This window comes from Streptomyces sp. V4I8 (genome assembly GCF_041261225.1).
In the GTDB taxonomy this organism is placed as follows: domain Bacteria; phylum Actinomycetota; class Actinomycetes; order Streptomycetales; family Streptomycetaceae; genus Streptomyces.
On record NZ_JBGCCN010000001.1, the window covers coordinates 6,452,835 to 6,474,846 of the forward strand.

A 22,012-nucleotide genomic window follows, 5' to 3' on the forward strand; every position below is an offset into this window, starting at 1 on the left:
AGGCCGGGGCCGCGTGGAAAGGGCTCACCAGCCCGTCAGTGGGGGAGTCGTCTCAGACGGCGGCTCCACCCATGGGCGGGCCATCAGGGCCCATACGACGAACGCCACCGTCGCGGCGAACAGGAGCAGCCACATCAGCCGTACGGCGGCTTTCCTGCGTCGCAGCATGCGGCCGCCGCGGCGCACGACCTCCGCGTAGAGCTCCGGCGGCACCGGTGCCGGCGTGCGCTCCATGATCTGCCGTGCGGCCGCTTCCCGTTGGGGGCGGTTCACGGGGACACCGCCTTCGGGCCCAATACGGTCGGTGCGGCTCTGCGCGGTGGATGCAGCAGTGTCGCTGTCGCCCGGTCGCAGATCGCGTGGACGCGTTCCCGGGGCAGACCGAGGAGGGCCGCCGCCTGTTCCTCGGCGACTCCCTCGTACAGCCGCAGTACCAGGATCAGGCGTTCCTGTGGGGACAGCCGGGCGAGTGGACTGTCGGGGTGGGGGCGGGACCGGCCGAGGGTGCCCAGGGCGCCGTACTGATGCCATGCCCCCCGGGAGAAGCGGGTGGCCAGGTACGCGCGGGCGCGGTCGTACGGGTCCTCGCCACGCAGCCGGTCCCAGCACGCGTACGTGTGCGCCAGGGAAAGCGTCAGCAGGCGCCGCGCGCGCGGGTTCTCGTCCGGCGGCTCCGCGGTGAGCAGCGTGGCGGTATGCAGCAGCCGTCCGGCCGCGCCCGCGACGAACGCCTCGAACTCGCGGTCCCGGCGGGCGTCCTGGACCACACGTCGTCGTCCCACCGCCCCTCCCGCCTGACCGACCCTGAGGAACCGTGCCCCGGCGGCGCACATGATTCGGTCGCGCGCGGAGGGCCCGGTTTCATATGAGGCCAGCGACGGCCCGGGGTCAAGAGCCCGGACCGGATCACCCCTCAGGACGCCGTAGGGGTCTCCGCACCCGAGATTCCCTGCGCCGCCATCCGCGAGGAGAGCGCCGTGTTGAAGCGGGTGAGCAGCGTGCAGAACGCCTCACGCTCCTCCGGGGCCCAGTCCTGCGTCAGCTCGGCCATCAACTGACGCCGGGACGAGCGCACTTCCTCCAGCCGCGACTGACCGCGCGGGGACAGCTGGAGCACCACCGCGCGCCCGTCCTCGGGGTGCGAGGTGCGCTTGACGAGTCCCGTGTCGACGAGCGGTGCCACCTGCCGGGTGACCGTCGACGAGTCGATCCCCATGCTCGCGGCGAGCGCCTTGACGCCCATGGGGCCTTCCTTGTCGAGGCGGTTGAGCAGCAGGTATGCGGCGCGGTCCATGGAGTTGCGCACCTGACCCACGCCGCCGAGCCGGGTCTGTTCGGCACGGCGGGCGAATACCGCCACCTCGTGTTGCAGCGTGTCGAGGAGACCGCTGTCGGCGACGGTCGTCATGTCCATCGACATTTCAGGTGTTGTGGGCATGGCCGGGGGCTCACTTCATGAAGGGGGTGCTGGGTTGGGGGACAGGGTACGCGGCCCGGACGCGGGGTGTACCGGCGCTGCGCAAACCCATCTCGGTGCTTGGTCACAACAGGGCCTCGCGCCTGTGAACTGCGAGACTTGTGTCATGAGCTACAGCACGGCTGACTCCTTGCCTCCCGTCACGCTCGACGATGTGCGGGGCGCCCAGAAGATGCTGACGGGCGTGGCGCGGGTGACGGCGATGGAGGGCAGCAGGCACCTGTCCCAGCTGGTGGGCGCGCCGGTGCACTTCAAGTGCGAGAACCTCCAGCGGACGGGATCGTTCAAGCTGCGCGGCGCGTATGTGCGGATCGCCGGGCTGCTGCCGGAGGAGCGGGCGGCGGGGGTCGTCGCGGCCAGTGCCGGCAACCACGCGCAGGGCGTCGCGCTGGCGTCGTCGCTGCTCGGCGTGGGCTCGACCGTGTTCATGCCGAAGGGCGCCCCGCTGCCGAAGATCAGCGCCACCCGCGACTACGGCGCCGAGGTGCGCCTGCACGGTCAGGTGGTCGACGAGACGCTCGCCGCGGCGCAGGAGTACGCCGCCGAGACGGGCGCGGTGTTCATCCACCCCTTCGACCACCCCGACATCATCGCGGGCCAGGGCACGGTCGGCCTGGAGATCCTGGAGCAGTGCCCGGAGGTGCGGACGATCGTCGTCGGCATCGGCGGGGGTGGGCTCGCGGCGGGTATCGCGATGGCGGTGAAGTCGCTGCGGCCCGACGTGCGCATCGTGGGCGTGCAGGCGGAGGGCGCGGCGGCATATCCGCCCTCGCTGGCGGCCGGGCACCCGGTCGCGGTCGACAACCCGGCGACCATGGCCGACGGCATCAAGGTCGGCCGGCCCGGAGACGTGCCGTTCCGGATCATCGGCGATCTGGTGGACGAGGTCCGCACGGTCACCGAGGACGAGCTGGCCACCGCCCTGCTGCTGTGCCTGGAGCGGGCCAAGCTGGTCGTCGAACCGGCCGGCGCGAGCCCCGTCGCGGCGCTCCTGAGCGACCCGGGATCCTTCGAGGGGCCGGTCGTCTCGGTGCTCTCCGGCGGCAACGTCGACCCGGTGCTGCTCCAGGGCGTCCTGCGGCACGGCATGGCCGCCCAGGGCCGCTACCTGGCCGTACGGCTGCGGCTGACCGACCGGCCGGGCGCGCTCGCCACGCTTCTCGGGGTGTTGTCAGCGGTCGACGCCAACGTCCTCGACGTGAGCCATGTACGGACCGACCCCCGGCTCGGGCTCACGGAGGCGGAGGTCGAGCTGCACCTGGAGACCAAGGGCCGTGCGCACTGCGTCGAGGTCGGCCGGGCCCTGCGCGAGGCGGGCTACACCGTCATCGGCTGAGGTGGGAGCGGGCGTCTGCTTGAGACGCGAACGAGGTGCCGGCTGAGACGCGAGCGGGCGCCGGCTGCGACTCGGCGTGTGAAAGAGAGTTCCCTTGTCACTCGTTCGGGTAACTCCATTGAGAGACGCGATACATCGCGTTATGGTGTGTCTGGTGATTCCGCCACCCAGCGGAACGAAAAGTGCAAACCTAGCCTTTCGAAGTTCCCGAAATTTCCCCGACGACGTGGAGATTCATATGCCAGGCGCCATCTATGCCGAAGGCCTGGTGAAGACCTTCGGTGACGTAAGGGCTCTGGACGGCGTCGACCTCGATGTTCCCGAGGGCACGGTCCTGGGCCTGCTCGGGCCGAACGGCGCGGGCAAGACGACTACCGTCCGCTGCCTGACGACCCTGCTGCGCCCCGACAGCGGCTCGGCGGTCGTCGCGGGTATCGACGTCCTCAAGCATCCGGACGCCGTGCGCCGCTCCATCGGCCTGTCCGGCCAGTTCGCGGCGGTCGACGAGTACCTCACCGGCCGCGAGAACCTGCAGATGGTCGGCCAGCTCTACCAGATGAAGGCGAAGGCGGCGAAGGCCCGCGCGGACGAACTGCTGGCGCAGTTCGGCCTCGCCGACGCCGCCGACCGCCCCACGAAGACCTACTCCGGCGGCATGCGCCGCCGCCTGGACCTTGCGGCCGCCCTGGTCGTCTCCCCGCCCGTGATGTTCATGGACGAACCGACGACCGGCCTCGACCCCCGCAACCGACAGCTGCTGTGGGAGGTCATGAAGCAACTGGTCTCGGGCGGTACGACCCTGCTGCTGACCACCCAGTACCTCGAAGAGGCCGACCACCTCGCGCACGACATCGCGGTCGTCGACCACGGCCATGTCATCGCCCAGGGCACCTCCGACCAGCTCAAGGCCCGCACCGGCGGCGAGCGCGTCGAGGTCGTGGTGCACGAGCGCGACGACATCCAGCCCGCCTCTGAAGTGCTGCGCGGCTTCGGCAAGGGCGACACGACGGTCGAGGAGCACATGCGCAAGCTCACCGTTCCCGTGACCGGAGGCGCGAAGCTCCTCGCCGAGGTCATCCGCGAGCTCGACACCCGGGGCATCGAGATCGACGACATCGGCCTGCGCCGCCCGACCCTCGACGACGTGTTCCTGTCCCTGACAGGACACCTGGCCGAGATGAAGGACGAGGAGAACGGCAGGGAGACCGGCAAGGAGGCCGTCAAATGAGTGCTCTCGCCGACGCCGTGCGCGTCGCACCGGCCGCGAACCCGGTCAGCCAGTCCTTCCGGGACTCGATGGTCGTCGCCAAGCGGAATTTGATCCGGATGTCCCGGATTCCCGAGATGATCATCTATGGGCTGATCCAGCCGATCATGTTCGTGGTGCTGTTCACCTACGTCTTCGGCGGCTCCATGCAGATCGGGAGCAGCACCAGCGCCGTCGACTACAAGAACTTCCTGATGGCGGGCATCTTCGCGCAGACCGTCACGTTCGCCACCGCCAGCTCCGGTGCGGGCATCGCCGACGACATGCACAAGGGGCTCATCGACCGCTTCCGCTCGCTGCCCATGGCGAGAGGCGCGGTGCTGACCGGGCGCACTTTCGCCGACCTCGTCCAGACCGCCCTGACCCTGGTCGTGCTGGCCGTGGTCGCCCTGCTGGTCGGCTGGCGCGTCGGGTCGGACGGCAGCACCGACGCCGGCCGAGTGCTGGGTGCCTTCGGGCTGCTGCTGCTGCTCGGGTACGCGTTCACCTGGATCGGCGCGCTGATCGGCATGTCCGTGCGGACCCCCGAGGCGGCCACGTCCAGCGGACTGATCTGGCTCTTCCCGGTCACCTTCATCTCGAACGCGTTCGTGGACACCAGCCATATGACCCCGTGGCTGCGGCACATCGCCGAGTGGAACCCCTTCAGCGCCACCGTGCAGGCCTGCCGTGTCCTGTTCGCCAACCCGGGACAGTCACCGTCGGACGCCTGGCCCATGCAGCATCCGGTCTGGGCCTCGTTGATCTACTCGGTCCTGATCATCATCGTGTTCCGTACCCTGGCGGTACGGAAGTATCGCTCGGCGACGGCATGACGAAAGCCCCCGGCGCCAGGTGGGCGCCGGGGGCTCGTCAGGGACAGGTCGTCGGCCGGGACCGGCCGCCGCGCGGTCCGGGTCAGCCGTTGTAGGGCTCGGCCTTGAGGATCTTCACCGAGGCCGTCTTGCCGTTCGGCAGCTCGTACTCGGCGTCCTCGCCGACCTTGTGGCCGATCACGCCGGAGCCCAGCGGGGACTGCGGCGAGTACGTCTCGACGTCGGAGCTCGCGTACTCGCGCGAGGCGAGCAGGAAGGTCATCGTGTCGTCCTCGTCACCGTCGAAGGCGATCGTCACGACCATGCCGGGCGCCACCGCGCCGTCCGCCGACGCCGGCGCCTCGCCGACCTTGGCGTTCTCCAGGAGCTGGGTCAGCTGGCGCACTCGGAGCTCCTGCTTGCCCTGCTCCTCCTTGGCCGCGTGGTACCCGCCGTTCTCGCGCAGGTCGCCCTCCTCGCGCGCGGCCGCGATCTTGGCGGCGATCTCCGTGCGCGCAGGACCAGACAGGTACTCCAGCTCGGCCTTGAGCTGGTTGTACGCCTCCTGGGTCAGCCAGGTGACGTTCTCGCTGGTCTGGGTCACAGGTGCTCCTCGTAGGTACTGGGAATACAAAGCATCGCCCTACCCAGAAGGATGTTCCTTCACGGATGGGCGAAACCACGAGCCTAACAATTCAATGGCCGAAGGGGGAGGACATAAGCCATCAGAATCACGTCAACGCAGGTCAGCGCCTACGTAATCCGGACACGACCGGTCCGGGTCGACCAGGGTCGGTCGATTTCGGTCGACATGATCAGTCGTGCGGTCAGTCGCGTGATCGGTCGGCGTGATCGGTCGGCTTGATCGGCCGGTGCGATCAGTCCGCGTGGCAGCCGAGCAGCTCGGCCGTCGTTCCCTGGGACGTCGTACGCAGCGTGACGACCTTGTCGATCCGCGTGGCGTCGCCGTCGAAGCGGAAGTCGGCCCGGCCGACCTCGGCGCCGCTCTCCGCCTGGGAGCGCAGCGTGCAGTAGCCGGAGGCGCCGGCGTCCTTGCGGACCTCCAGATGCACCTTCACCGAGTCCTTGCCGGCGTTGAACTCGATGACCTCGGCGCTGATCTTGTTCTGGCCGACGTAGTGATAGGCGAAGTAGCCGATCAGCGCCAGCAGTACCGCCCCGAGGACCGCGCCGACGACCTTGAGCGTGCGGTCGGCGCGCTCGTCCGAGGAGCGGCCGTAGCGGCTCTCGGGCAGTCGCGTGCTCGCCGTACTCATGATCGTCCTCTCGGCCGGGGCGGGACGGATGTCCCGAAACGGGGCCTCCGGGCCGTACCCCGGAATTATCCGGCCCCCGATTCGGTCACTATAGAAGCCGCCGTTCGCCCTCGAAGACACCGGGGCGCCGACTTACGAGGATTGAGTCTTGACTGACCAGCTGCGACTGATGGCCGTTCACGCCCACCCCGACGACGAGTCGAGCAAGGGCGCGGCCACCATGGCGAAGTACGTGTCCGAGGGGGTGGACGTGCTGGTCGTGACCTGCACGGGCGGGGAGCGCGGCTCCATCCTCAATCCGAAGCTCCAGGGCGACAAGTACATCGAGGAGCACATCCACGAGGTACGCAAGAAGGAGATGGACGAGGCCCGCGAGATCCTCGGGGTCAAGCAGGAGTGGCTCGGCTTCGTCGACTCCGGCCTGCCCGAGGGCGACCCGCTGCCCCCGCTTCCCGAGGGCTGCTTCGCCCTGGAGGACGTCGACAAGGCGGCCGGTGAGCTGGTGAAGCAGATCCGCTCCTTCCGTCCCCAGGTGATCACCACCTACGACGAGAACGGCGGCTACCCGCACCCCGACCACATCATGACCCACAAGATCTCGATGGTGGCGTTCGAGGGCGCGGCGGACACCGAGAAGTACCCGGAGGCGGAGTACGGCCCCGCGTACCAGCCGCGGAAGCTCTACTACAACCAGGGCTTCAACCGCCCCCGCACCGAGGCGCTGCACCAGGCCATGCTCGACCGCGGCCTGGAGTCGCCCTACGGGGACTGGCTCAAGCGCTGGGACGAGTTCGGTATGAAGCAGCGCACGCTGACGACGCACGTCCCGTGCGGCGACTTCTATGAGATCCGCGACAAGGCTTTGATCGCGCACGCCACCCAGATCGACCCCGACGGCGGCTGGTTCCGCGTCCCGCTGGAGCTCCAGAAGGAGGTCTGGCCTACGGAGGAGTACGAGCTGGCGAAGTCCCTCGTCGATACCTCCCTCCCCGAGGACGACCTCTTTGCGGGCATCCGCGACAATGCCTGACATGAGCGCAAGCGCAAGCCTGGCAATGACACAGTTCGTCACCCTCGCCAAGGAGGTGGACGAGGACAAGGTCACCCCCGGCGTCCTCGGCTTCATCGTCTTCGCGGTGATGGCCCTGGCGGTCTGGGGCCTGATGAAGTCGATGAACCGGCACATGAACAGGGTCGACTTCGCCGAGCCCGCGGACCCGAAGGCGGACGCCTCCGCCGAGGACGCCGAGGCGGCCGGCCCGGCCAAGCCGCGACAGGGCTGATCGCAGGACCGCAGGGCTGACGGCAGGGCGGACGGCAGTGTTGCCGGCGGGGGCGCCTCCGCTCCGTGTCGCGGCACCGCCGCACCGGCGATGCCTGCCTCACCGGCCGATCACGACCGAGCGCGACCGGTCAAGGCTGGTCACGGCCGGCCAGGGCCGGTCACGCGGGTCATGACCGGTCAGGACCGCGTCATGGCCGCGTCATGGCCGGGCTGTCACCGCCACCCCCATGACCTCCCGAGCATGGCGGTTCGGCACCATGCCGAGCCGCCAGGCCTGCCAGCCGGCCTCCAGGTTCACGCCGCGTTCGAGCAGGAGCTGGTACGCCTCGACGTAGTCGCCCAGCTTCCCGTCCCGCAGCGCGTGTCCGCCCCGGCCCAGCTGCGCCAGCTCCTCCTGCGCCACCGCCGTACCGACCTCGACGCCGCCCGGCGCCGCGTACGGCAGCAGGGTGCAGCGCAGGAAACGGGCCCAGTCCTCGCCCCTGCGGTCGCCGTACGACGAGAACAGCGCCACCGCGTCATCGCACAGGGCCAGCGCCTGCTGGGTGCGGGCGTTGCCGGCGTCCACCACCGCGAGCTCCAGACATGTCCACGCCTCCCCGTGGGCGACCCCGATGCGCTGGAAGTTGGCGCGGGCGTCCACGAGGAGCTGGCGGGCGAAGCCGGAGTTCTTCAGGGAGCCGGTCTGGGCGGCCCGCTGGTCCCGGGTCACACGGGCCGAGTGGTGCCTGGCGCAGGCGAGACCGTAGACGTCCTGCATGCGCGAGAACATCGTGCGGGAGCGCTCCAGCTCGCGCACCGCCACGTCCAGGTTGCCCGTCTCCTCCAGGGCCTGCCCGAGGTAGTAGACGGACCAGGCCTCGCCGCGCGCGTCCTCGTTGTCACGGTGCCGGGCGGCCGCCTGGCGCAGTCCGTCCACCGCCGGGGACGGGTCGCCGGCGACCAGGCGAGCGCGGGCCAGCTGGGTCAGCGCCCAGGCCTCGCCGCGGGCGTCGCGCGTACGGCCGTACAGTTCGAGGGCCTTGCGGAGGTCCGACTCCGCGCGCGGGACATCGCCCATGCGCAGGCTCAGCTGGCCGAGCTGGAAGTGGGCCCATGCCTCGCCGTGCACGGACTCGCCGGCGCGGTGCAGGACCAGGGACTCGGTCAGCAGGTCCATCGCCTCCGACACCCGGCCCCGGTCCCGTTCCACCGCCGCCAGCGCGTGCATCGTCCAGGCGCGGTCCGTCGACAGCTCGGGAGCCGACTGGAGGTCCAGGGCCTCGCGGAGCTTGGCCACGGCCTCGGTGAGATTGCCCTGGTGGTGGAGGGTGATGCCGAGGGAACAGAGCGCTCGGGCCGCGCCCGCGTCGTGGTGGGCCTCCATATAGAGGTCGACCACCGAGGTCAGGGTCGTGCGGGCCTTGTCCAGCTCGCCGAGCTGGCGGGCCGCGATGCCCGTACGCCACTGCACCGAGCGCACCAGCAGGCCCTGGTCCACGGCCTGGGCCAGCTCGCTGATCTCGCCGAGGCGGTAGAGGTCGCCCCGCAGGAGGCAGTAGTCGCACAGGGCGCCCAGCAGGTTCAGGACCGCCGCCTGGTTGGCGTCCTCCGCGTGCCGGAGCGCGGCCGTGATGAAGCTGGACTCGTCGTCCAGCCAGCGCAGCGCGTCGTCCAGCGAGGTGAAGCCGTGCGGGCTGAAGCGGTCCGAGCGGGTCGACATGTTGCCGTCGACCAGGCGCAGGACGGACTCCGCGAGGTCGGCGTAGTTCACGATCAGCCGCTCCTGCGCCGCCGTACGCTCCACGGCCTCCTCCTCGTCGAGGAGGCGGGCGTGGGCGAAGGCGCGGACGAGGTCGTGGAGGCGGTAGCGGTTGCCGCGGACGTGGTCGATGAGGCCGGACCGGGACAGGGCCACCAGGTGGCGTGTCGCCTCCGCCTCGTCCGTGGCCAGGAGCGCTGCCGCCGCCGCGGCGCCCAACGAGGCGCGGCCGGCCAGGGCCAGCCTGCGCAGCAGACGCCGGGCCGCCTCCGACTGGTCGGTGTAGCGCAGCCACAGCACCCGCTCGACCGGCTCCACCGGGCCGTACGCGCCGAGGTCCGTCGCCAGTGTGCGCGGTGAACGCGGGCCCAGCGACGAGCCCGCGATGCGCAGGGCCAGCGGCAGTCCGCCGCACAACTGCCGGATCAGGTCGGCGGATTCGGCGTCGTAGGGGGAGGAGGAATCCTGTGCCGCCGCGCTCAGCAGCTCCTCCGCGCCCGCCGCGTCCAGCGCCTCCACCGGCAGCTGGTGCACCCAGGCGGCGAGGTCGGCGGGCAGGTCGAGGGGTTCGCGGGCGGTGACCAGGACCAGGCTGTCGGACCGCTCGGGGACGAGGGTGCGGACCTGCGCCGCGTCCGAGGCGTCGTCCAGGACGACGGTGACGGGGAGGCCGGTCAGGTGCTGGTGGTAGAGCTCGCTCAGCCGCTTGACCTGCTGGTCGGTCGAGGAGCGCTCGCGGAAGAGGAGCTGCTCGCGGGGAGCGCCCAAACGGTTCAGCAGATGCAGGAGCGCGTCCCTCGTCGACAGCGGCGCCTCCTCCGTCGTGTCGCCGCGCAGATCCACCACGCACGCCCCGCGGAACTGGTCCTTCAGGTCGTGGGCGGCGCGGATCGCCAGTGCCGTACGACCGCCGCCGGGCGCCCCGTGCAGGACGACGACCGTCGGCTTCGTCTCCGTACTGGCCCGTGCCGCCTGTACCCACTGCCGGATGCGGGCCAGCTCCTGCCTGCGGCCCGCGAACGGGCCCATCGGCTCGGGGAGTTGACCGAACGACTGCTCCAGTACGTTCCGGCCGCGGGCCGCCGCGCTCTTGTCCGCGCCCTTCAGCCGTGGCCCGGTCTGCTTCGGGCCGGTCGACGCGCTCAGCACCCGCTGCTGGTCGAGGAAGGGGCGGATGCCCCGTACCTCCAGCGCCGTCAGCCACTGCAGCCGCAGCTGTTCCGGGCCGCCGGGCTGGCCGACGGCGCCCGCGCGGTGGTGCGCGGCGGGCAGATGCGTACCGGCCACCTTCACGACCGTAGCCGCCGCGCCGACGACACCGACGGTCACGCCCGCGCCCACGGCCGTCCCCGCGCCGGTGCCGAGCGCCAGGTCGGACACGGCGGCCGCGACCGCCGCTACGCCCGCCACCATCAGCGGCGTAGCGCCGCCCTCCCGCGCGAACCGCTGCCCGAACGTGAGCCGGCCGGCCTCCGCCTCGTCCAGCGCGCGCGTGTACGCCTCGTACTCCTCGGCCGCCGCCTGCGCCATGGCGTCCAGCGCCCCGCGCGCCCGCGACAGCAGCACCTGACCGTCGATCCGCCCGCCCGAGCGCCGCACCTCCTCCTCCACGGCCCGGGACAACAGCCGCTCGGCCTCCGTCCGATGGCTTGCCCGCATGTCAACGTCCCCCTCCGGCGGCAACGGCTTTCTTGGTCAAGTGTGCTGCGGATGGGGCGCTGTGGGGAGGGGGCCGGGTGGCCGGGAGGGCTGGGAGGGGAGGGCGTGGGGTCGGGGAGCGCGGCGGGGCAGGGCCGTCCGGCGCGCCCCGCCGCCCATGTGATGTGCGCCCGCACATGGGTACTGCGGCAGGATGGACCTCATGCCGAACCGACTGGCGCACGAGACGTCCCCGTACCTCCTTCAGCACGCCGACAACCCCGTCGACTGGTGGCCCTGGTCCGGCGAGGCCTTCGAGGAGGCGCGGAAACGGAACGTGCCCGTGCTGCTCAGTGTCGGTTACAGCAGCTGCCACTGGTGCCACGTGATGGCGCACGAGTCCTTCGAGGACCAGGAGACCGCCGACTACCTCAACGCCCACTACGTCAGCGTCAAGGTCGACCGCGAGGAACGCCCCGACGTGGACGCCGTCTACATGGAGGCCGTCCAGGCGGCCACCGGCCAGGGCGGCTGGCCCATGACGGTCTTCCTCACCCCGGACGCCGAGCCCTTCTACTTCGGCACCTACTTCCCGCCCGCGCCGAGGCACGGCTCGCCGTCCTTCCGGCAGGTCCTGGAGGGCGTGCACAGCGCCTGGGCCGACCGCCGGGACGAGGTCGCCGACGTCGCGGGGAAGATCACCCGGGATCTCGCCGAGCGGGAGATCTCCTACGGCGGCACCGAGGCGCCCGGCGAGCAGGAGCTGGCGCAGGCGCTGCTCGGCCTGACGCGGGAGTACGACCCGCAGCGCGGCGGGTTCGGGGGCGCGCCCAAGTTCCCTCCGTCCATGGTGATCGAGTTCCTGCTGCGCCACCATGCGCGCACGGGCGCCGAGGGCGCGCTGCAGATGGCCCAGGACACCTGCGAGCGGATGGCCCGGGGCGGCATCTACGACCAGCTCGGCGGCGGGTTCGCCCGGTACTCCGTCGACCGCGACTGGGTCGTGCCGCACTTCGAGAAGATGCTGTACGACAACGCCCTGCTGTGCCGTGTGTACGCCCACCTGTGGCGCGCCACCGGGTCCGGGCTCGCTCGCCGCGTCGCCCTGGAGACCGCCGACTTCATGGTGCGTGAACTGCGCACCGCCGAGGGCGGGTTCGCCTCCGCGCTCGACGCCGACAGCGACGACGGGACCGGCAGGCACGTCGAGGGCGCGTACTACGTGTGGACGCCGGAGCAGCTGCGCGAGGTGCTCGGCGACGAGGACGCCGAGCTCGCCGCCCGGCACTTCGGCGTGACCGAGGAGGGCACCTTCGAGCAGGGCTCGTCGGTGCTGCAACTCCCGCAGCAGGACGGCCTGTTCGACGCCGAGAAGATCACCTCGATCCATGAGCGGCTGCTCCGGCACCGCGGCACCCGCCCGGCACCCGGCCGGGACGACAAGATCGTCGCCGGCTGGAATGGCCTCGCCATCGCCGCCCTCGCCGAGACCGGTGCCTACTTCGACCGCCCCGACCTGGTGGAGGCCGCGCTCGGGGCCGGCGACCTGCTCGTACGGCTGCATCTCGACGACCATGCCCGCCTCGCCCGTACCAGCAAGGACGGCAAGGCCGGCGCCAACGCGGGGGTGCTGGAGGACTACGGCGATGTCGCCGAGGGCTTCCTCGCGCTCGCGTCCGTCACCGGTGAGGGGGTCTGGCTGGACTTCGCCGGGTTCCTGCTCGACCACGTGCTCGCCCGCTTCGTCGACGCGGAGTCCGGCGCCCTCTACGACACGGCCGCCGACGCCGAGCGGCTGATCCGCCGCCCCCAGGACCCCACCGACAACGCCGCCCCCTCCGGCTGGAGCGCGGCGGCCGGCGCCCTGCTGAGCTACGCGGCGCAGACCGGTGCGGAGCCCCATCGCGCCGCGGCGGAGAGGGCGTTGGGCGTCGTCAAGGCGCTCGGCCCGCGCGTGCCCCGCTTCATCGGCTGGGGTCTGGCCGTCGCCGAAGCCAACCTCGACGGGCCCCGCGAGGTCGCGGTCGTCGGACCGGGGCTTGACGACAAGGCCACAAGGGCCCTGCACCGTACGGCACTTCTGGGCACCGCCCCCGGTGCCGTCGTGGCCGTCGGGACGCCGGACAGTGACGAGCTTCCGCTGCTCGCGGATCGCCCGCTGGTCGGCGGTGAACCGGCCGCGTATGTCTGCCGTAACTTCACCTGTGACGCCCCGACGACCGATCCTGAGCGGCTGCGCACGTCACTGAGCGGCTGAGGGGTCGAGGACGACCGGAAAGCGGAAGCGGAGGACGCGGCTTCCGCATGCCCAAATTGGGCGTGTGTTCGGATAGATCGCGCTTTCTCACGCACCGTTCCGAAACAAGCTATTTATCGGAACAGCCCTCGCGCTTCACACTTCCCCCCTAATCTCTCCACAGTGACGCGACGGCTGTGACTCACCGTCGCGACAGGGGGCATTGGGGATCTGGGGGGATCTGTTGCTGACGTCTGTCTTCATAGCCGTCGTCTCGCTGGCCTTGTTCTGGATGGCGGCTTTCACCTTGTGGTGGCAGATGCACGCGTGGCGTACGCCCGAGGTGCTCGCCTCCACCCGGTTCAGCAGACCGGACGGCGGCGAGCACCTGTCGTTCTCGCTGCTGCTGCCGGCCCGGCACGAACAGGCCGTGCTGGACCACACCATCCAGCGGTTGCTGGAGTCCACACACACCGACTTCGAGATCATCGTCATCGTCGGGCACGACGACCCGGAGACCACGGCGGTGGCCGAGAAGGCCGCGGCACGTGATCCGCGCGTCCGCGTCGTCGTCGACACCCACGAGAAGAAGAACAAGCCGAAGGCCATGAACACGGCGTTGCCGCACTGCCGCGGCGATGTCGTCGGGGTCTTCGACGCCGAGGACCAGGTCCACCCGGAGCTCCTCGCCCATGTCGACCACGCGTTCCGGACGACGAAGGCGGACGTGGTCCAGGGCGGGGTCCAGCTGATCAACTTCCACTCCAGCTGGTACAGCCTGCGCAACTGCCTGGAGTACTTCTTCTGGTTCCGTTCGCGACTGCACCTGCACGCGCAGAAGGGGTTCATCCCGCTCGGCGGCAACACCGTCTTCGTACGCACCGACGTGCTGCGGGAAGCCGACGGCTGGGACCCGAACTGCCTGGCCGAGGACTGCGACCTGGGCGTCCGGCTGTCCAGCGTCGGCAAGAAGGTCGTCGTCGCCTACGACTCCGACATGGTGACCAAGGAGGAGACGCCCGGCAGCCTGGTGTCGCTGCTCAAGCAGCGCACCCGCTGGAACCAGGGCTTCCTTCAGGTCTACCGGAAGAAGGACTGGAAGCAACTGCCCACCTTCGGGCAGCGGTTGCTCGCCCGGTACACGCTCATGACGCCGTTCATGCAGGCCTTCACCGGGCTCATCATCCCGCTCAACATCGCGATCGCGGTGTTCCTCGACGTGTCCGTGACCGTCGCCTTCATCACCTTCCTGCCGGCCGTCACCGCGCTCGTCACCTTCGTCTTCGAGGTCGTCGGACTGCACGACTTCGGCAAGCAGTACGGGCTGCGCGTCCGCTTCGTCCACTATCTGAAGCTCATCGTGGGCGGTCCCTTCTATCAGGTGCTCCTCGCCGGGGCCGCCGTCCGCGCCGTATGGCGTGAGCAGCGCGGCCGTAACGACTGGGAGCTGACCACCCACGTCGGCGCGCATCTCGCCCCTGCCGAAACGACCCGAGACCTCCGAGAGGACGTCACCGCGTGACCTCCACCCTTCCCGCGGTGACCACTCCCAAGGTCCCCGCGCAGCGGCAGCCTGCGCCTGAAACGCGTCCGGCCGACCGAACCGCCCCGCCGGCGCGGCTGCGTTCGTCCAGACCCGACCTGATCCTGTGCGGTGTGCTCCTCGTGGCGATCCTCGTCGTGCAGGGCTGGAACATCGCCGACTATCCGACCCTCAGCGACGACGAGGGCACCTACCTCGCCCAGGCCTGGGCCGTCCAGGAGGGCCGGGGGCTCGCCCACTACACCTACTGGTACGACCATCCGCCCCTCGGCTGGATCCAGATAGCCCTGCTGACCTGGATACCGGCCGCGCTCAGCCCCGACTCGATGACCGTCGGCACCATGCGCGCCGCGATGCTCGTCATCAGCGCGGTCAGCGCGGTCCTGGTGTACGTGCTCGGGCGGCGGCTTTCCCTGCCGCGCTGGGCAGCCGGGCTCGGCATGGTCCTGTTCGGCCTCTCGCCGCTGTCGGTCGTCCTCCAGCGGGAGATCTTCCTCGACAACCTCGCGGTGATGTGGACGCTCCTCGCGTTCGCCCTCGCCGCCTCCCCGAGCCGCCATCTCTGGCACCACTTCGGCGCCGGGATCGCCGCCGCCACGGCCGTGCTGACCAAGGAGACGATGCTCTTCGTCCTCCCGGCGGTCCTCGTCACCATGTGGCGGCACAGCCACCGCGACACCCGCAAGTTCGCCCTCACCGGCGCCGTCACCGCCTGCGCGCTGATCGGCCTCTCGTACCCTCTCTTCGCGCTGCTGAAGGGCGAGTTGTTCCCGGGCAGCGGGCACGTCTCGCTCTGGGACGGCATCACGTACCAGATGACCAGACCCGGTTCGGGCTTCATCCTCGACCAGGGTTCCGGCTCCTACGGCGTCCTCCAGTCCTGGCTCTACTACGACCGCGTCCTCATCCTCGGCGGCCTCGCGGGCGGCCTGCTGCTCCTGGTCACCTGGCGCTGGTCGGTCACCGCCCGCGCGCTGGCCGGACCCTCGTGCGCGGTGGTCATCCTCGCCCTGGTGGCCATGCGCCCCACCGGCTACCTGCCCGCCATGTACGTCATCCAGGCCCTGCCCTTCCTCGCCCTCGTCCTCGCCGGAGGAACGGCCTCCGTCGCCCACGCCGTCCTGCGGCGCCGCCGGTCCGAGGCGGAGAAGCGGTACGTCACCGGCGGGCGGTACGCCCTCGCGGCCGTCCTCGCGATCGCGGCCGGTGCCTATGTCGTACCCCGCTGGTACGACGGCGCCCACACCGCCGTCACCGCCGACGCCAACGCGCCCTACCAGGCCGCCTCGAAGTGGCTGGCCACCGAGGTGGAGGACCCGCAGGACACCCGGGTCCTCGTCGACGACGCGCTGTGGCTGGACCTGGTGCACGCCGGGTACGAGCCCGGGCTCGGGGCCATCTGGTTCTACAAGGCCGACCTCGACCCGGCCGTGACGAAGACGATGCCGCGCGGCTGGAAGGACCTCGACTACGTGGTCGCCTCGCCGACGGTACGGCGCGACGCGGTGGACCTGCCCAACGTCAAGGCGGCGATGGAGCACTCGAAGCCGGTCGCCGTGTTCGGCACCGGTGAGGACCGGATCGAGATCCGGCAGATCCAGACAGCATCCGGAGGGGTTCGATGACTCACGAGTACACCGCCCCCGAAGAGCTGGGCGATCCGTCGGTGGACGCCGCCGAGGTTCCCGAACCCGGCGCCGTCACCATCGTCGTACCGACCTTCAACGAGTCCGCGAACGTACGGCAGTTGCTGCACCAGATCACCGACTCGGTGCCGTCCCGGCTGCCCTGCGAGGTCGTCTTCGTGGACGACTCCACCGACGACACCCCGCAGGTCATCAAGGAGGCCGCCCAGGACTGCCCGTTCCCCGTCACCGTCATCCACCGGGACGAACCCGTCGGCGGGCTCGGCGGCGCGGTCGTCGAGGGGATGAAGGCGGCCGGGTCGGACTGGATCGTCGTCATGGACGGCGACTGCCAGCATCCGCCTTCCCTGGTCCCGGAGTTGGTCGCCACCGGCGAGCGGGCGAACGCCGGGCTCGTCGTCGCCTCCCGGTACATCAAGGGCGGCAGCCGGGCCGGGCTCGCGGGCAGCTACCGGGTGGCCGTCTCCCGGGCCGCGACCTGGCTGACCAAGTCCCTCTTCCCGCGCCGGCTGCACGGCATCAGCGACCCGATGAGCGGCTTCTTCGCCATCCGCCGCAGCGACATCACGTCCGAGGCGCTGAAGCCCCTCGGTTACAAGATCCTGCTGGAGCTGGCGGTCCGCAGCCGCCCGCGCACGGTCACCGAGGTGCCGTTCGTCTTCCAGGAGCGGTTCGCGGGGGAGTCCAAGTCCACGGCGGCGGAGGGGCGCCGCTTCCTGCGGCACCTCGCCGGGCTGCGTACGGCGGACCCGCTGGCCCGGATGGTCGTGTTCGGGCTGATCGGACTGACCGGCTTCGTGCCGAACCTCGTCGCGCTGTGGGCGATGACCCGGGCGGGGCTGCACTACCTGCCCGCGGAGGTCGTCGCCAACCAGTTCGGCGTGGCCTGGAACTTCCTGCTCATCGAGAAGCTGCTGTTCCGCGACCGGCGCCGGCACCGCCACTGGGCCGACCGTACGGTCCGGTTCGCGCTGCTCTCCAACGCCGACCTGGTGCTGCGCATCCCGCTGATCGCGCTGCTGGTCGGCCAGTTCGGGCTGGCGGTGCTGCCGGCGACCGCGCTGGCCCTGGTCATCACGTTCGTCCTGCGCTTCGTCGGGACCGAGGCGCTGGTCTATCTGCCGCGCAGGAGCCGCACAGCAAGGAGTACTGCATGAGATCGAGACCGAGAACGGCCTTGCTGGCCGTGTTGGGGCTCACCGGAGGTCTCCTCCTCACCGCGCCCCAGCCCGCCTCCGCCGCCAACCTCATCAAGAACCCCGGCTTCGAGACCGCCGGCGGCGACGACATGCCCTACTGCTGGAAGAAGTCCGGCTGGGGCGACAACGACTTCACCTTCGCGACGGTGGCCGACGCCCACTCGGGCGGCAAGGCCATGAAGGTGTCGCTCACCCGCCGTGTCGATGGCGACCGCAAGGCGCTGATCACCGAGTCCGCCGAGTGCGCGCCGGTCGTCACGCCGGGCAAGCAGTACGACCTGGGGCTCTGGTACAAGTCGACCACCCCGGACGCCTCCGTCACCCTCTTCCGGCACGACGCGACGGCGGGCTGGCAGTACTGGACCGACCTCAAGACGCTCGACATGGCCGCCGGCTGGACCGAGGCCACCGTCCGCACACCCGAGGTGCCCGCCGGCACCGACCGGATCGCCTGGGGTGTCTCCGTCTACGGCACCGGCTCCGTCACCACCGACGACTACACGATGGACCAGGTCGCCGAGCCCGTCCCCGACCCGGTGTGCACGGGCACCGCGCAGGAGTGCGCGAACGGCCGTTGGGACGTGCTGCCCACGAAGAACCCGGTCCGCTCCATGCACTCCGTCGTCCTGAACAACGGCAAGGTGCTGCTGATCGCGGGCTCCGGCAACGACCCGGAGAAGTTCGCGGCGGGCACGTTCACCAGCGCGGTCTACGACCCGCAGAACGGCACGTACAAGCAGATCCCCACGCCCAAGGACATGTTCTGCGCGGGCCACGTCCAGCTCGACGACGGCCGGGTGCTCGTGATGAGCGGCAACAAGGGCTATCCGTCGGCCGACGGCACGATCGGTTACCAGGGCTACAAGGACTCGTACACCTTCGACCCGGTCAGCGAGACGTACAGCAAGACCAACGACATGAACGACGGCCACTGGTACCCGTCGGCAACCATCCTCGGCAACGGTGACGTGATCTCCTTCGGCGGGCTGAAGGAGGACTCGACCGGTTCGGTGGCCGCCGAGCTGTGGTCGGACGCCGAGCAGAAGTGGCTGGAGCTCTGGAAGGTCAACCAGACCTGGTCGTACTGGGGCCTGTACCCGTCGATGATCCTGATGCAGGACGGCCGTCTCTTCTACTCGGGCAGCCATGTCTTCGGCAACAACATCCCGGGCACCGGATCGGCGATCTGCGACTACGGCGCCAACACGGTCACCCAGGTCCCCGGCCTGCAGAACAAGGACGTGCGCGACCAGTCCGCGAGCGTGCTGCTGCCCCCGGCCCAGGACCAGAAGGTCCTCACCATCGGCGGCGGCAACATCGACTCCAACCCGGACGCGAACCGCCTCACCGACGTCATCGACCTGAAGCAGCCGAACCCGTCCTACGTCGCCGGCCCGCCGCTTCCGCAGGGCACCGTCGACCTGGGCAACGGCAAGGTCCCGCAGACCGGCAACCAGGGCAAGATGTACGTCTCCGCCGTACTGCTGCCCGACGGCAAGGTCCTGGAGACAGGCGGCGCCCTGCACAACCGGGCCGACCCGGTGTACGAGTCGTCGCTCTACGACCCGGCGACCAACACCTTCGACCCGGTGGCGGCCGACCCGGAGGAGCGCGGCTACCACTCCTCGGCGTTCCTGCTGCCCGACGGCCGGGTGATGACGACGGGCGACAACCCGGGCAACGGCACCTGGAACCACGACGTGTCGGTCTACACCCCGCCCTATCTCCTCAAGGGCGAGCGCCCGACGATCACTTCGGTCATCGACACCGAGTGGACATACGGCGACACCCAGCGGATCACCGTCGACCGGCCCATCGCCAAGGCCGAGCTGATCCGCCCGGCCGCCGTCACCCACTCCTCGGACCCGAACCAGCGGTTCGTGGACCTGCCGCTGTCGGTGGACGGCAACAACGTCGATCTGAACGTGACGAGCAACCCCAACCTGGCCCCGCCCGGCTGGTACATGCTCTTCGCGGTCGACGCCAACGGCGTGCCCTCGGTCGCCAAGTGGGTGCACCTCCAGGGTCCGCAGGCCCTGAGCGCGACGGACGCCTCGGCCCACGTCCACGACTTCGCCGACAACCTCAAGGGCAAGGTCACGGGCCCCGGCAAGAAGCGCGCGTCCCAGAAGGTCAGCCCGACCGTCTCCGGCTGCGACCGGCACTACGGCTCCGCCAACGTCTGCGTGCCGACCGACTTCCCGCCGGCCGTGAAGGCGACGACGAAGGCCCGCTGCGACTGGCTGAAGAAGAACGACTACGGCCGCCTGAAGGTCAACGGCAAGGACGACCCGCTGCGGCTGGACATCGACAGGGACGGAACAGCCTGCGGTAAGAAGGATCTGAGGGGGCGCTAGGCGCCCCTTCAGGGGCGCGGGGAACTGCGCGACCAGCCACGACGGCGCCGCAGACGATTGACGGCAACGCGTGGCAGCCCCTATCTCCGCTCGGCGTACTCCGCGAGGGCGCGCTCCACGATGGCCACCAGCTGCTCGTGGTGCGCGCCCTTCCAGTACGCCCGCTCGCACTGGGTGCACTGCGCGAATACGTCGTACGACCGCTGCGTCCCGCCCTCCAACCGGTCCGCCACCTCGTCCTTGGTGGCCGCCTTGAGCACGCCGTTGCAGGCGGAGCAGCGGGTCCAGGGGCGCAGTTCGGGGCGGAACCGGTCCAGGACGTCGCGGAGTTGGTCGTCGGGGCGGGTGCTGTAGACGTAGGCGCCGGCCCACAGTTCGCGGCGGCGCAGCAGGCCCCGGTCACGGCTGAGCATGACCCGCCGCTCGGCGGCCGAGCGGGCGGCGAGCGCCGGGTCGCCGATGTCCGTCGACTCGTACGCCGTGTCCACGCCGAGCAGGCGCAGACGGCGGGCGAGGGTGCCGAGGTGGACGTCGAGCAGGAAGCGCAGGGGCGCGCCGGGCACCCGCTGGGGGTGCTGGACGGGGCGTACGGTCACGGACTCGCCCGCCGTCGGGATGTGCGACACCGGTACCTCGTGGCCGTCGACGACCAGGGTGCCGACCTCGGTCAGCGGGACGCCGAGGGACTCGACGACATGGCCGAGGGTCGAGACTCCGTCGGTGGTGACGGCGCCCGCGCCGGCGCGCCGTCCGTTGGGGAGGAACAGGCGCAGCTCGGGGGCGAACTCGACGTGGATCTCGGGACCGTTCACCTGGCCAGGATGTCACGGCACAGGGCTCGCGCCTCAGCTGTTTTCCGCGGGGGTGTTCCTCGTGGGCAGACCGTGCTCGATGACGTCCAGGGTGCGGTCGAGGAGGTCGTGGAGGTCGTCCTTGAAGTCGTTCTCGGCCCAGTACAGGGAGATCTCCGCGAGGCCGCCGATCAGGGACATCGTGTAGACCCGTGCCTCCAGGCTGTTCCGGTCGAGCCCGTTGCGGTCGGCGACGGCCTCGGCGAGCATCCGGCCGGTGACCGACATGCTCTCCAGCATCCGGGACCGCACCGCGGGGACCTGGACCATCAGATGCGACCGCAGCCGGACGACCTCGGGCCCCTCCTCCAGTCCGGCGCTGATCGCCAGCCGCATGACGTACCGCAGGGATTCCATCCACGGCTCGTCCGCCGGCCGCCTGCGCAGCTCGTCCAGCAGGATCGGGTCGTACTCGTCCGTGAGGACGATGTCCTCCTTCGTCGGGAAGTAACGGAAGACCGTGGACGGCGACACCTCGGCGCGCTCGGCGATCTGCTCGATCGTCGTGGCGTCGTAGCCCTGCTCCTTGATCAGCGCGTACGTCGCGTCGCGGATCGCCGTCCGGGTCTTGATCTTCTTCCGCTCACGAAGTCCCAGCTGGGGACGGTCGGTCAGGGGAGAGGAGTGTGCGGAACTCATGGGGCTCATTGTCGGGCATCGGCCCCCTCGACAGCCATGTCCGGGGTCTCGGGCTCACGCGCATCGGGTGTGCCCGGCAGGAACGCCGCCGCCAGCAGGGCGGAGACGAGGGCCGCGATGCCGCACACCAGGAGGGCGACGCCCATGCCGTGGACGTAGGCGCTGTTCGCGGAGGCCGCGAGCTCGGCTGCCCTTTCGGGGCTCGCCCGCTCGGCGGCGAGGTGCGCCGCGACCACGGACTCCCCGGCGGTGTCGGCGGCCCGCGCAGGCAGCCCGGTGACGTCGAGCCGGTCCCGGAAGGTGTCCGCGAGCAGGCTGCCGAGCAGCCCGATGCCGATCGCCCCGCCGACCTGACGCATGGTCATCAGCAGCCCGGAGCCGCTGCCCGCGTGGTCGCGGGGCAGGGCGCTCAGGCCGCCGTTCATGGCGGGGATGAGCGAGAGGCCGAAGCCGAGGCCGGTGACGGTGAGCCACAGCGCGACGAATCCGTAGCCGGAGTCCGCTGTAGTACGGCTGCCGAGGAGCCCGGCGAAGGCCAGCACCACCAGGCCCGCGCTCGCCGCGGCACGCGCACCGAAGTGGGCGACGACCTGCGGGGCGGGGCGGGAGGCGACCAGCAGTCCGCCCATCAGCGGCAGCAGCCGCACGCCGGTGCCCAGAGCGTCGTGGCCGAGAACGGCCTGGAGGTAGGGCGGCAGCACGAACAGCAGGCCGGACAGGAACGGG

The 22,012-nt window shown here is 70.5% G+C and carries 18 protein-coding genes and 1 pseudogene; 10 read left to right on the forward strand and 9 right to left on the reverse strand.

Annotation, left to right across the window (positions count from 1 at the left end):
- Nucleotides 1-24 precede the first annotated feature (24 nt).
- The 3 genes from ABIE67_RS29440 to ABIE67_RS29450 form a co-directional block, all read right to left on the reverse strand.
- On the reverse strand, nt 25-273 hold the full coding sequence (locus tag ABIE67_RS29440) for a hypothetical protein (protein ID WP_370263985.1): 249 nt from the start codon (nt 271-273) through the stop codon (nt 25-27).
- A complete protein-coding gene (locus ABIE67_RS29445) occupies nt 270-782 on the reverse strand; it encodes a sigma factor-like helix-turn-helix DNA-binding protein (protein WP_370263987.1) in 513 nt (170 codons plus the stop codon). The genes ABIE67_RS29440 and ABIE67_RS29445 overlap by 4 nt, the downstream gene beginning before the upstream one ends.
- A 131-nt stretch (nt 783-913) precedes the next feature.
- Nucleotides 914-1,420, reverse strand: a complete 507-nt coding sequence (locus ABIE67_RS29450) for a MarR family winged helix-turn-helix transcriptional regulator (RefSeq protein ID WP_370263988.1) — start codon at nt 1,418-1,420, stop codon at nt 914-916.
- A 163-nt stretch (nt 1,421-1,583) separates the two neighbouring features.
- Between ABIE67_RS29450 and ilvA the strand changes: the two genes are divergently transcribed.
- From ilvA to ABIE67_RS29465, 3 genes are all read left to right on the forward strand, one after another.
- Nucleotides 1,584-2,813, forward strand: a complete 1,230-nt coding sequence (ilvA, locus tag ABIE67_RS29455; protein WP_370263990.1) for a threonine ammonia-lyase — start codon at nt 1,584-1,586, stop codon at nt 2,811-2,813.
- A 238-nt stretch (nt 2,814-3,051) separates the two neighbouring features.
- Nucleotides 3,052-4,041 (forward strand): ATP-binding cassette domain-containing protein, encoded by a 990-nt coding sequence (locus ABIE67_RS29460; protein ID WP_370263992.1) that lies wholly within the window; start codon nt 3,052-3,054, stop codon nt 4,039-4,041.
- A complete protein-coding gene (locus ABIE67_RS29465; RefSeq protein WP_370263996.1) occupies nt 4,038-4,895 on the forward strand; it encodes an ABC transporter permease in 858 nt (285 codons plus the stop codon). The genes ABIE67_RS29460 and ABIE67_RS29465 overlap by 4 nt, the downstream gene beginning before the upstream one ends.
- A gap of 82 nt (nt 4,896-4,977) precedes the next feature.
- Here ABIE67_RS29465 and greA read toward each other — a convergent pair whose 3' ends face one another.
- Nucleotides 4,978-5,478 carry a transcription elongation factor GreA gene (greA, locus tag ABIE67_RS29470; RefSeq protein ID WP_370264000.1) on the reverse strand — a complete coding sequence of 167 codons (501 nt, stop codon included), beginning with the start codon at nt 5,476-5,478 and terminating at the stop codon, nt 4,978-4,980.
- Between the two features lie 274 nt (nt 5,479-5,752).
- Complete coding sequence (locus ABIE67_RS29475; protein WP_370264004.1) at nt 5,753-6,151, reverse strand: DUF4307 domain-containing protein; 399 nt, start codon at nt 6,149-6,151, stop codon at nt 5,753-5,755.
- 169 nt (nt 6,152-6,320) lie between these two features.
- Between ABIE67_RS29475 and mca the strand changes: the two genes are divergently transcribed.
- Both mca and ABIE67_RS29485 read left to right on the forward strand, forming a co-directional pair.
- The gene (mca, locus tag ABIE67_RS29480) at nt 6,321-7,181 is read left to right on the forward strand and encodes a mycothiol conjugate amidase Mca (RefSeq protein ID WP_234764784.1); all 861 of its coding nucleotides are present in this window, start codon (nt 6,321-6,323) and stop codon (nt 7,179-7,181) included.
- Nucleotides 7,174-7,434 carry a hypothetical protein gene (locus ABIE67_RS29485; protein ID WP_370264008.1) on the forward strand — a complete coding sequence of 87 codons (261 nt, stop codon included), beginning with the start codon at nt 7,174-7,176 and terminating at the stop codon, nt 7,432-7,434. The genes mca and ABIE67_RS29485 overlap by 8 nt, the downstream gene beginning before the upstream one ends.
- Nucleotides 7,435-7,635: 201 nt before the next feature.
- On the opposite strand, the gene ABIE67_RS29490 is transcribed toward ABIE67_RS29485, so the two are convergent.
- Nucleotides 7,636-10,836 (reverse strand): tetratricopeptide repeat protein, encoded by a 3,201-nt coding sequence (locus ABIE67_RS29490; protein WP_370264012.1) that lies wholly within the window; start codon nt 10,834-10,836, stop codon nt 7,636-7,638.
- A gap of 202 nt (nt 10,837-11,038) precedes the next feature.
- Between ABIE67_RS29490 and ABIE67_RS29495 the strand changes: the two genes are divergently transcribed.
- The 5 genes from ABIE67_RS29495 (at nt 11,039) to ABIE67_RS29515 (ending at nt 19,796) form a co-directional block, all read left to right on the forward strand.
- Nucleotides 11,039-13,072, forward strand: coding sequence for a thioredoxin domain-containing protein (locus ABIE67_RS29495; protein ID WP_370264016.1), 2,034 nt, complete (start codon nt 11,039-11,041; stop codon nt 13,070-13,072).
- A 223-nt stretch (nt 13,073-13,295) separates the two neighbouring features.
- Entirely contained in the window at nt 13,296-14,573 is a 1,278-nt protein-coding gene (locus ABIE67_RS29500; RefSeq protein ID WP_370264020.1) for a glycosyltransferase, read from the forward strand.
- Nucleotides 14,570-16,219, forward strand: a complete 1,650-nt coding sequence (locus tag ABIE67_RS29505; protein WP_370264022.1) for an ArnT family glycosyltransferase — start codon at nt 14,570-14,572, stop codon at nt 16,217-16,219. Before ABIE67_RS29500 ends, ABIE67_RS29505 begins: the two co-directional genes overlap by 4 nt.
- Nucleotides 16,216-17,397, forward strand: coding sequence for a glycosyltransferase (locus ABIE67_RS29510; protein WP_370264026.1), 1,182 nt, complete (start codon nt 16,216-16,218; stop codon nt 17,395-17,397). Before ABIE67_RS29505 ends, ABIE67_RS29510 begins: the two co-directional genes overlap by 4 nt.
- Entirely contained in the window at nt 17,394-19,796 is a 2,403-nt protein-coding gene (locus tag ABIE67_RS29515) for a galactose oxidase-like domain-containing protein (protein ID WP_370264030.1), read from the forward strand. Before ABIE67_RS29510 ends, ABIE67_RS29515 begins: the two co-directional genes overlap by 4 nt.
- Before the next feature lie 80 nt (nt 19,797-19,876).
- On the opposite strand, the gene ABIE67_RS29520 is transcribed toward ABIE67_RS29515, so the two are convergent.
- From ABIE67_RS29520 to ABIE67_RS29530, 3 genes and pseudogenes are all read right to left on the reverse strand, one after another.
- The gene (locus tag ABIE67_RS29520; RefSeq protein ID WP_370264034.1) at nt 19,877-20,608 is read right to left on the reverse strand and encodes a Mut7-C RNAse domain-containing protein; all 732 of its coding nucleotides are present in this window, start codon (nt 20,606-20,608) and stop codon (nt 19,877-19,879) included.
- 33 nt (nt 20,609-20,641) lie between these two features.
- Nucleotides 20,642-21,295: a TetR/AcrR family transcriptional regulator gene (locus tag ABIE67_RS29525; RefSeq protein ID WP_370264039.1), complete on the reverse strand. Its 654-nt coding sequence runs from the start codon at nt 21,293-21,295 to the stop codon at nt 20,642-20,644.
- A pseudogene (locus ABIE67_RS29530) lies at nt 21,292-22,005 on the reverse strand (MFS transporter); the annotation flags it as partial. The gene ABIE67_RS29525 and the pseudogene ABIE67_RS29530, both read right to left, overlap by 4 nt.
- Nucleotides 22,006-22,012: the final 7 nt, after the last annotated feature.

Bases quoted from the DNA above. Each gene is read 5' to 3' on its own strand.
- ABIE67_RS29450 (WP_370263988.1), bottom strand. From the start codon at position 1,420: ATGTCGATGGACATGACGACCGTCGCCGACAGCGGTCTCCTCGACACG.
- ilvA (WP_370263990.1), top strand. From the start codon at position 1,584: ATGAGCTACAGCACGGCTGACTCCTTGCCTCCCGTCACGCTCGACGAT.
- ABIE67_RS29460 (WP_370263992.1), top strand. From the start codon at position 3,052: ATGCCAGGCGCCATCTATGCCGAAGGCCTGGTGAAGACCTTCGGTGAC.
- ABIE67_RS29465 (WP_370263996.1), top strand. From the start codon at position 4,038: ATGAGTGCTCTCGCCGACGCCGTGCGCGTCGCACCGGCCGCGAACCCG.
- ABIE67_RS29475 (WP_370264004.1), bottom strand. From the start codon at position 6,151: ATGAGTACGGCGAGCACGCGACTGCCCGAGAGCCGCTACGGCCGCTCC.
- mca (WP_234764784.1), top strand. From the start codon at position 6,321: ATGGCCGTTCACGCCCACCCCGACGACGAGTCGAGCAAGGGCGCGGCC.
- ABIE67_RS29485 (WP_370264008.1), top strand. From the start codon at position 7,174: ATGCCTGACATGAGCGCAAGCGCAAGCCTGGCAATGACACAGTTCGTC.
- ABIE67_RS29490 (WP_370264012.1), bottom strand. From the start codon at position 10,836: ATGCGGGCAAGCCATCGGACGGAGGCCGAGCGGCTGTTGTCCCGGGCC.
- ABIE67_RS29495 (WP_370264016.1), top strand. From the start codon at position 11,039: ATGCCGAACCGACTGGCGCACGAGACGTCCCCGTACCTCCTTCAGCAC.
- ABIE67_RS29510 (WP_370264026.1), top strand. From the start codon at position 16,216: ATGACTCACGAGTACACCGCCCCCGAAGAGCTGGGCGATCCGTCGGTG.
- ABIE67_RS29515 (WP_370264030.1), top strand. From the start codon at position 17,394: ATGAGATCGAGACCGAGAACGGCCTTGCTGGCCGTGTTGGGGCTCACC.
- ABIE67_RS29525 (WP_370264039.1), bottom strand. From the start codon at position 21,295: ATGAGCCCCATGAGTTCCGCACACTCCTCTCCCCTGACCGACCGTCCC.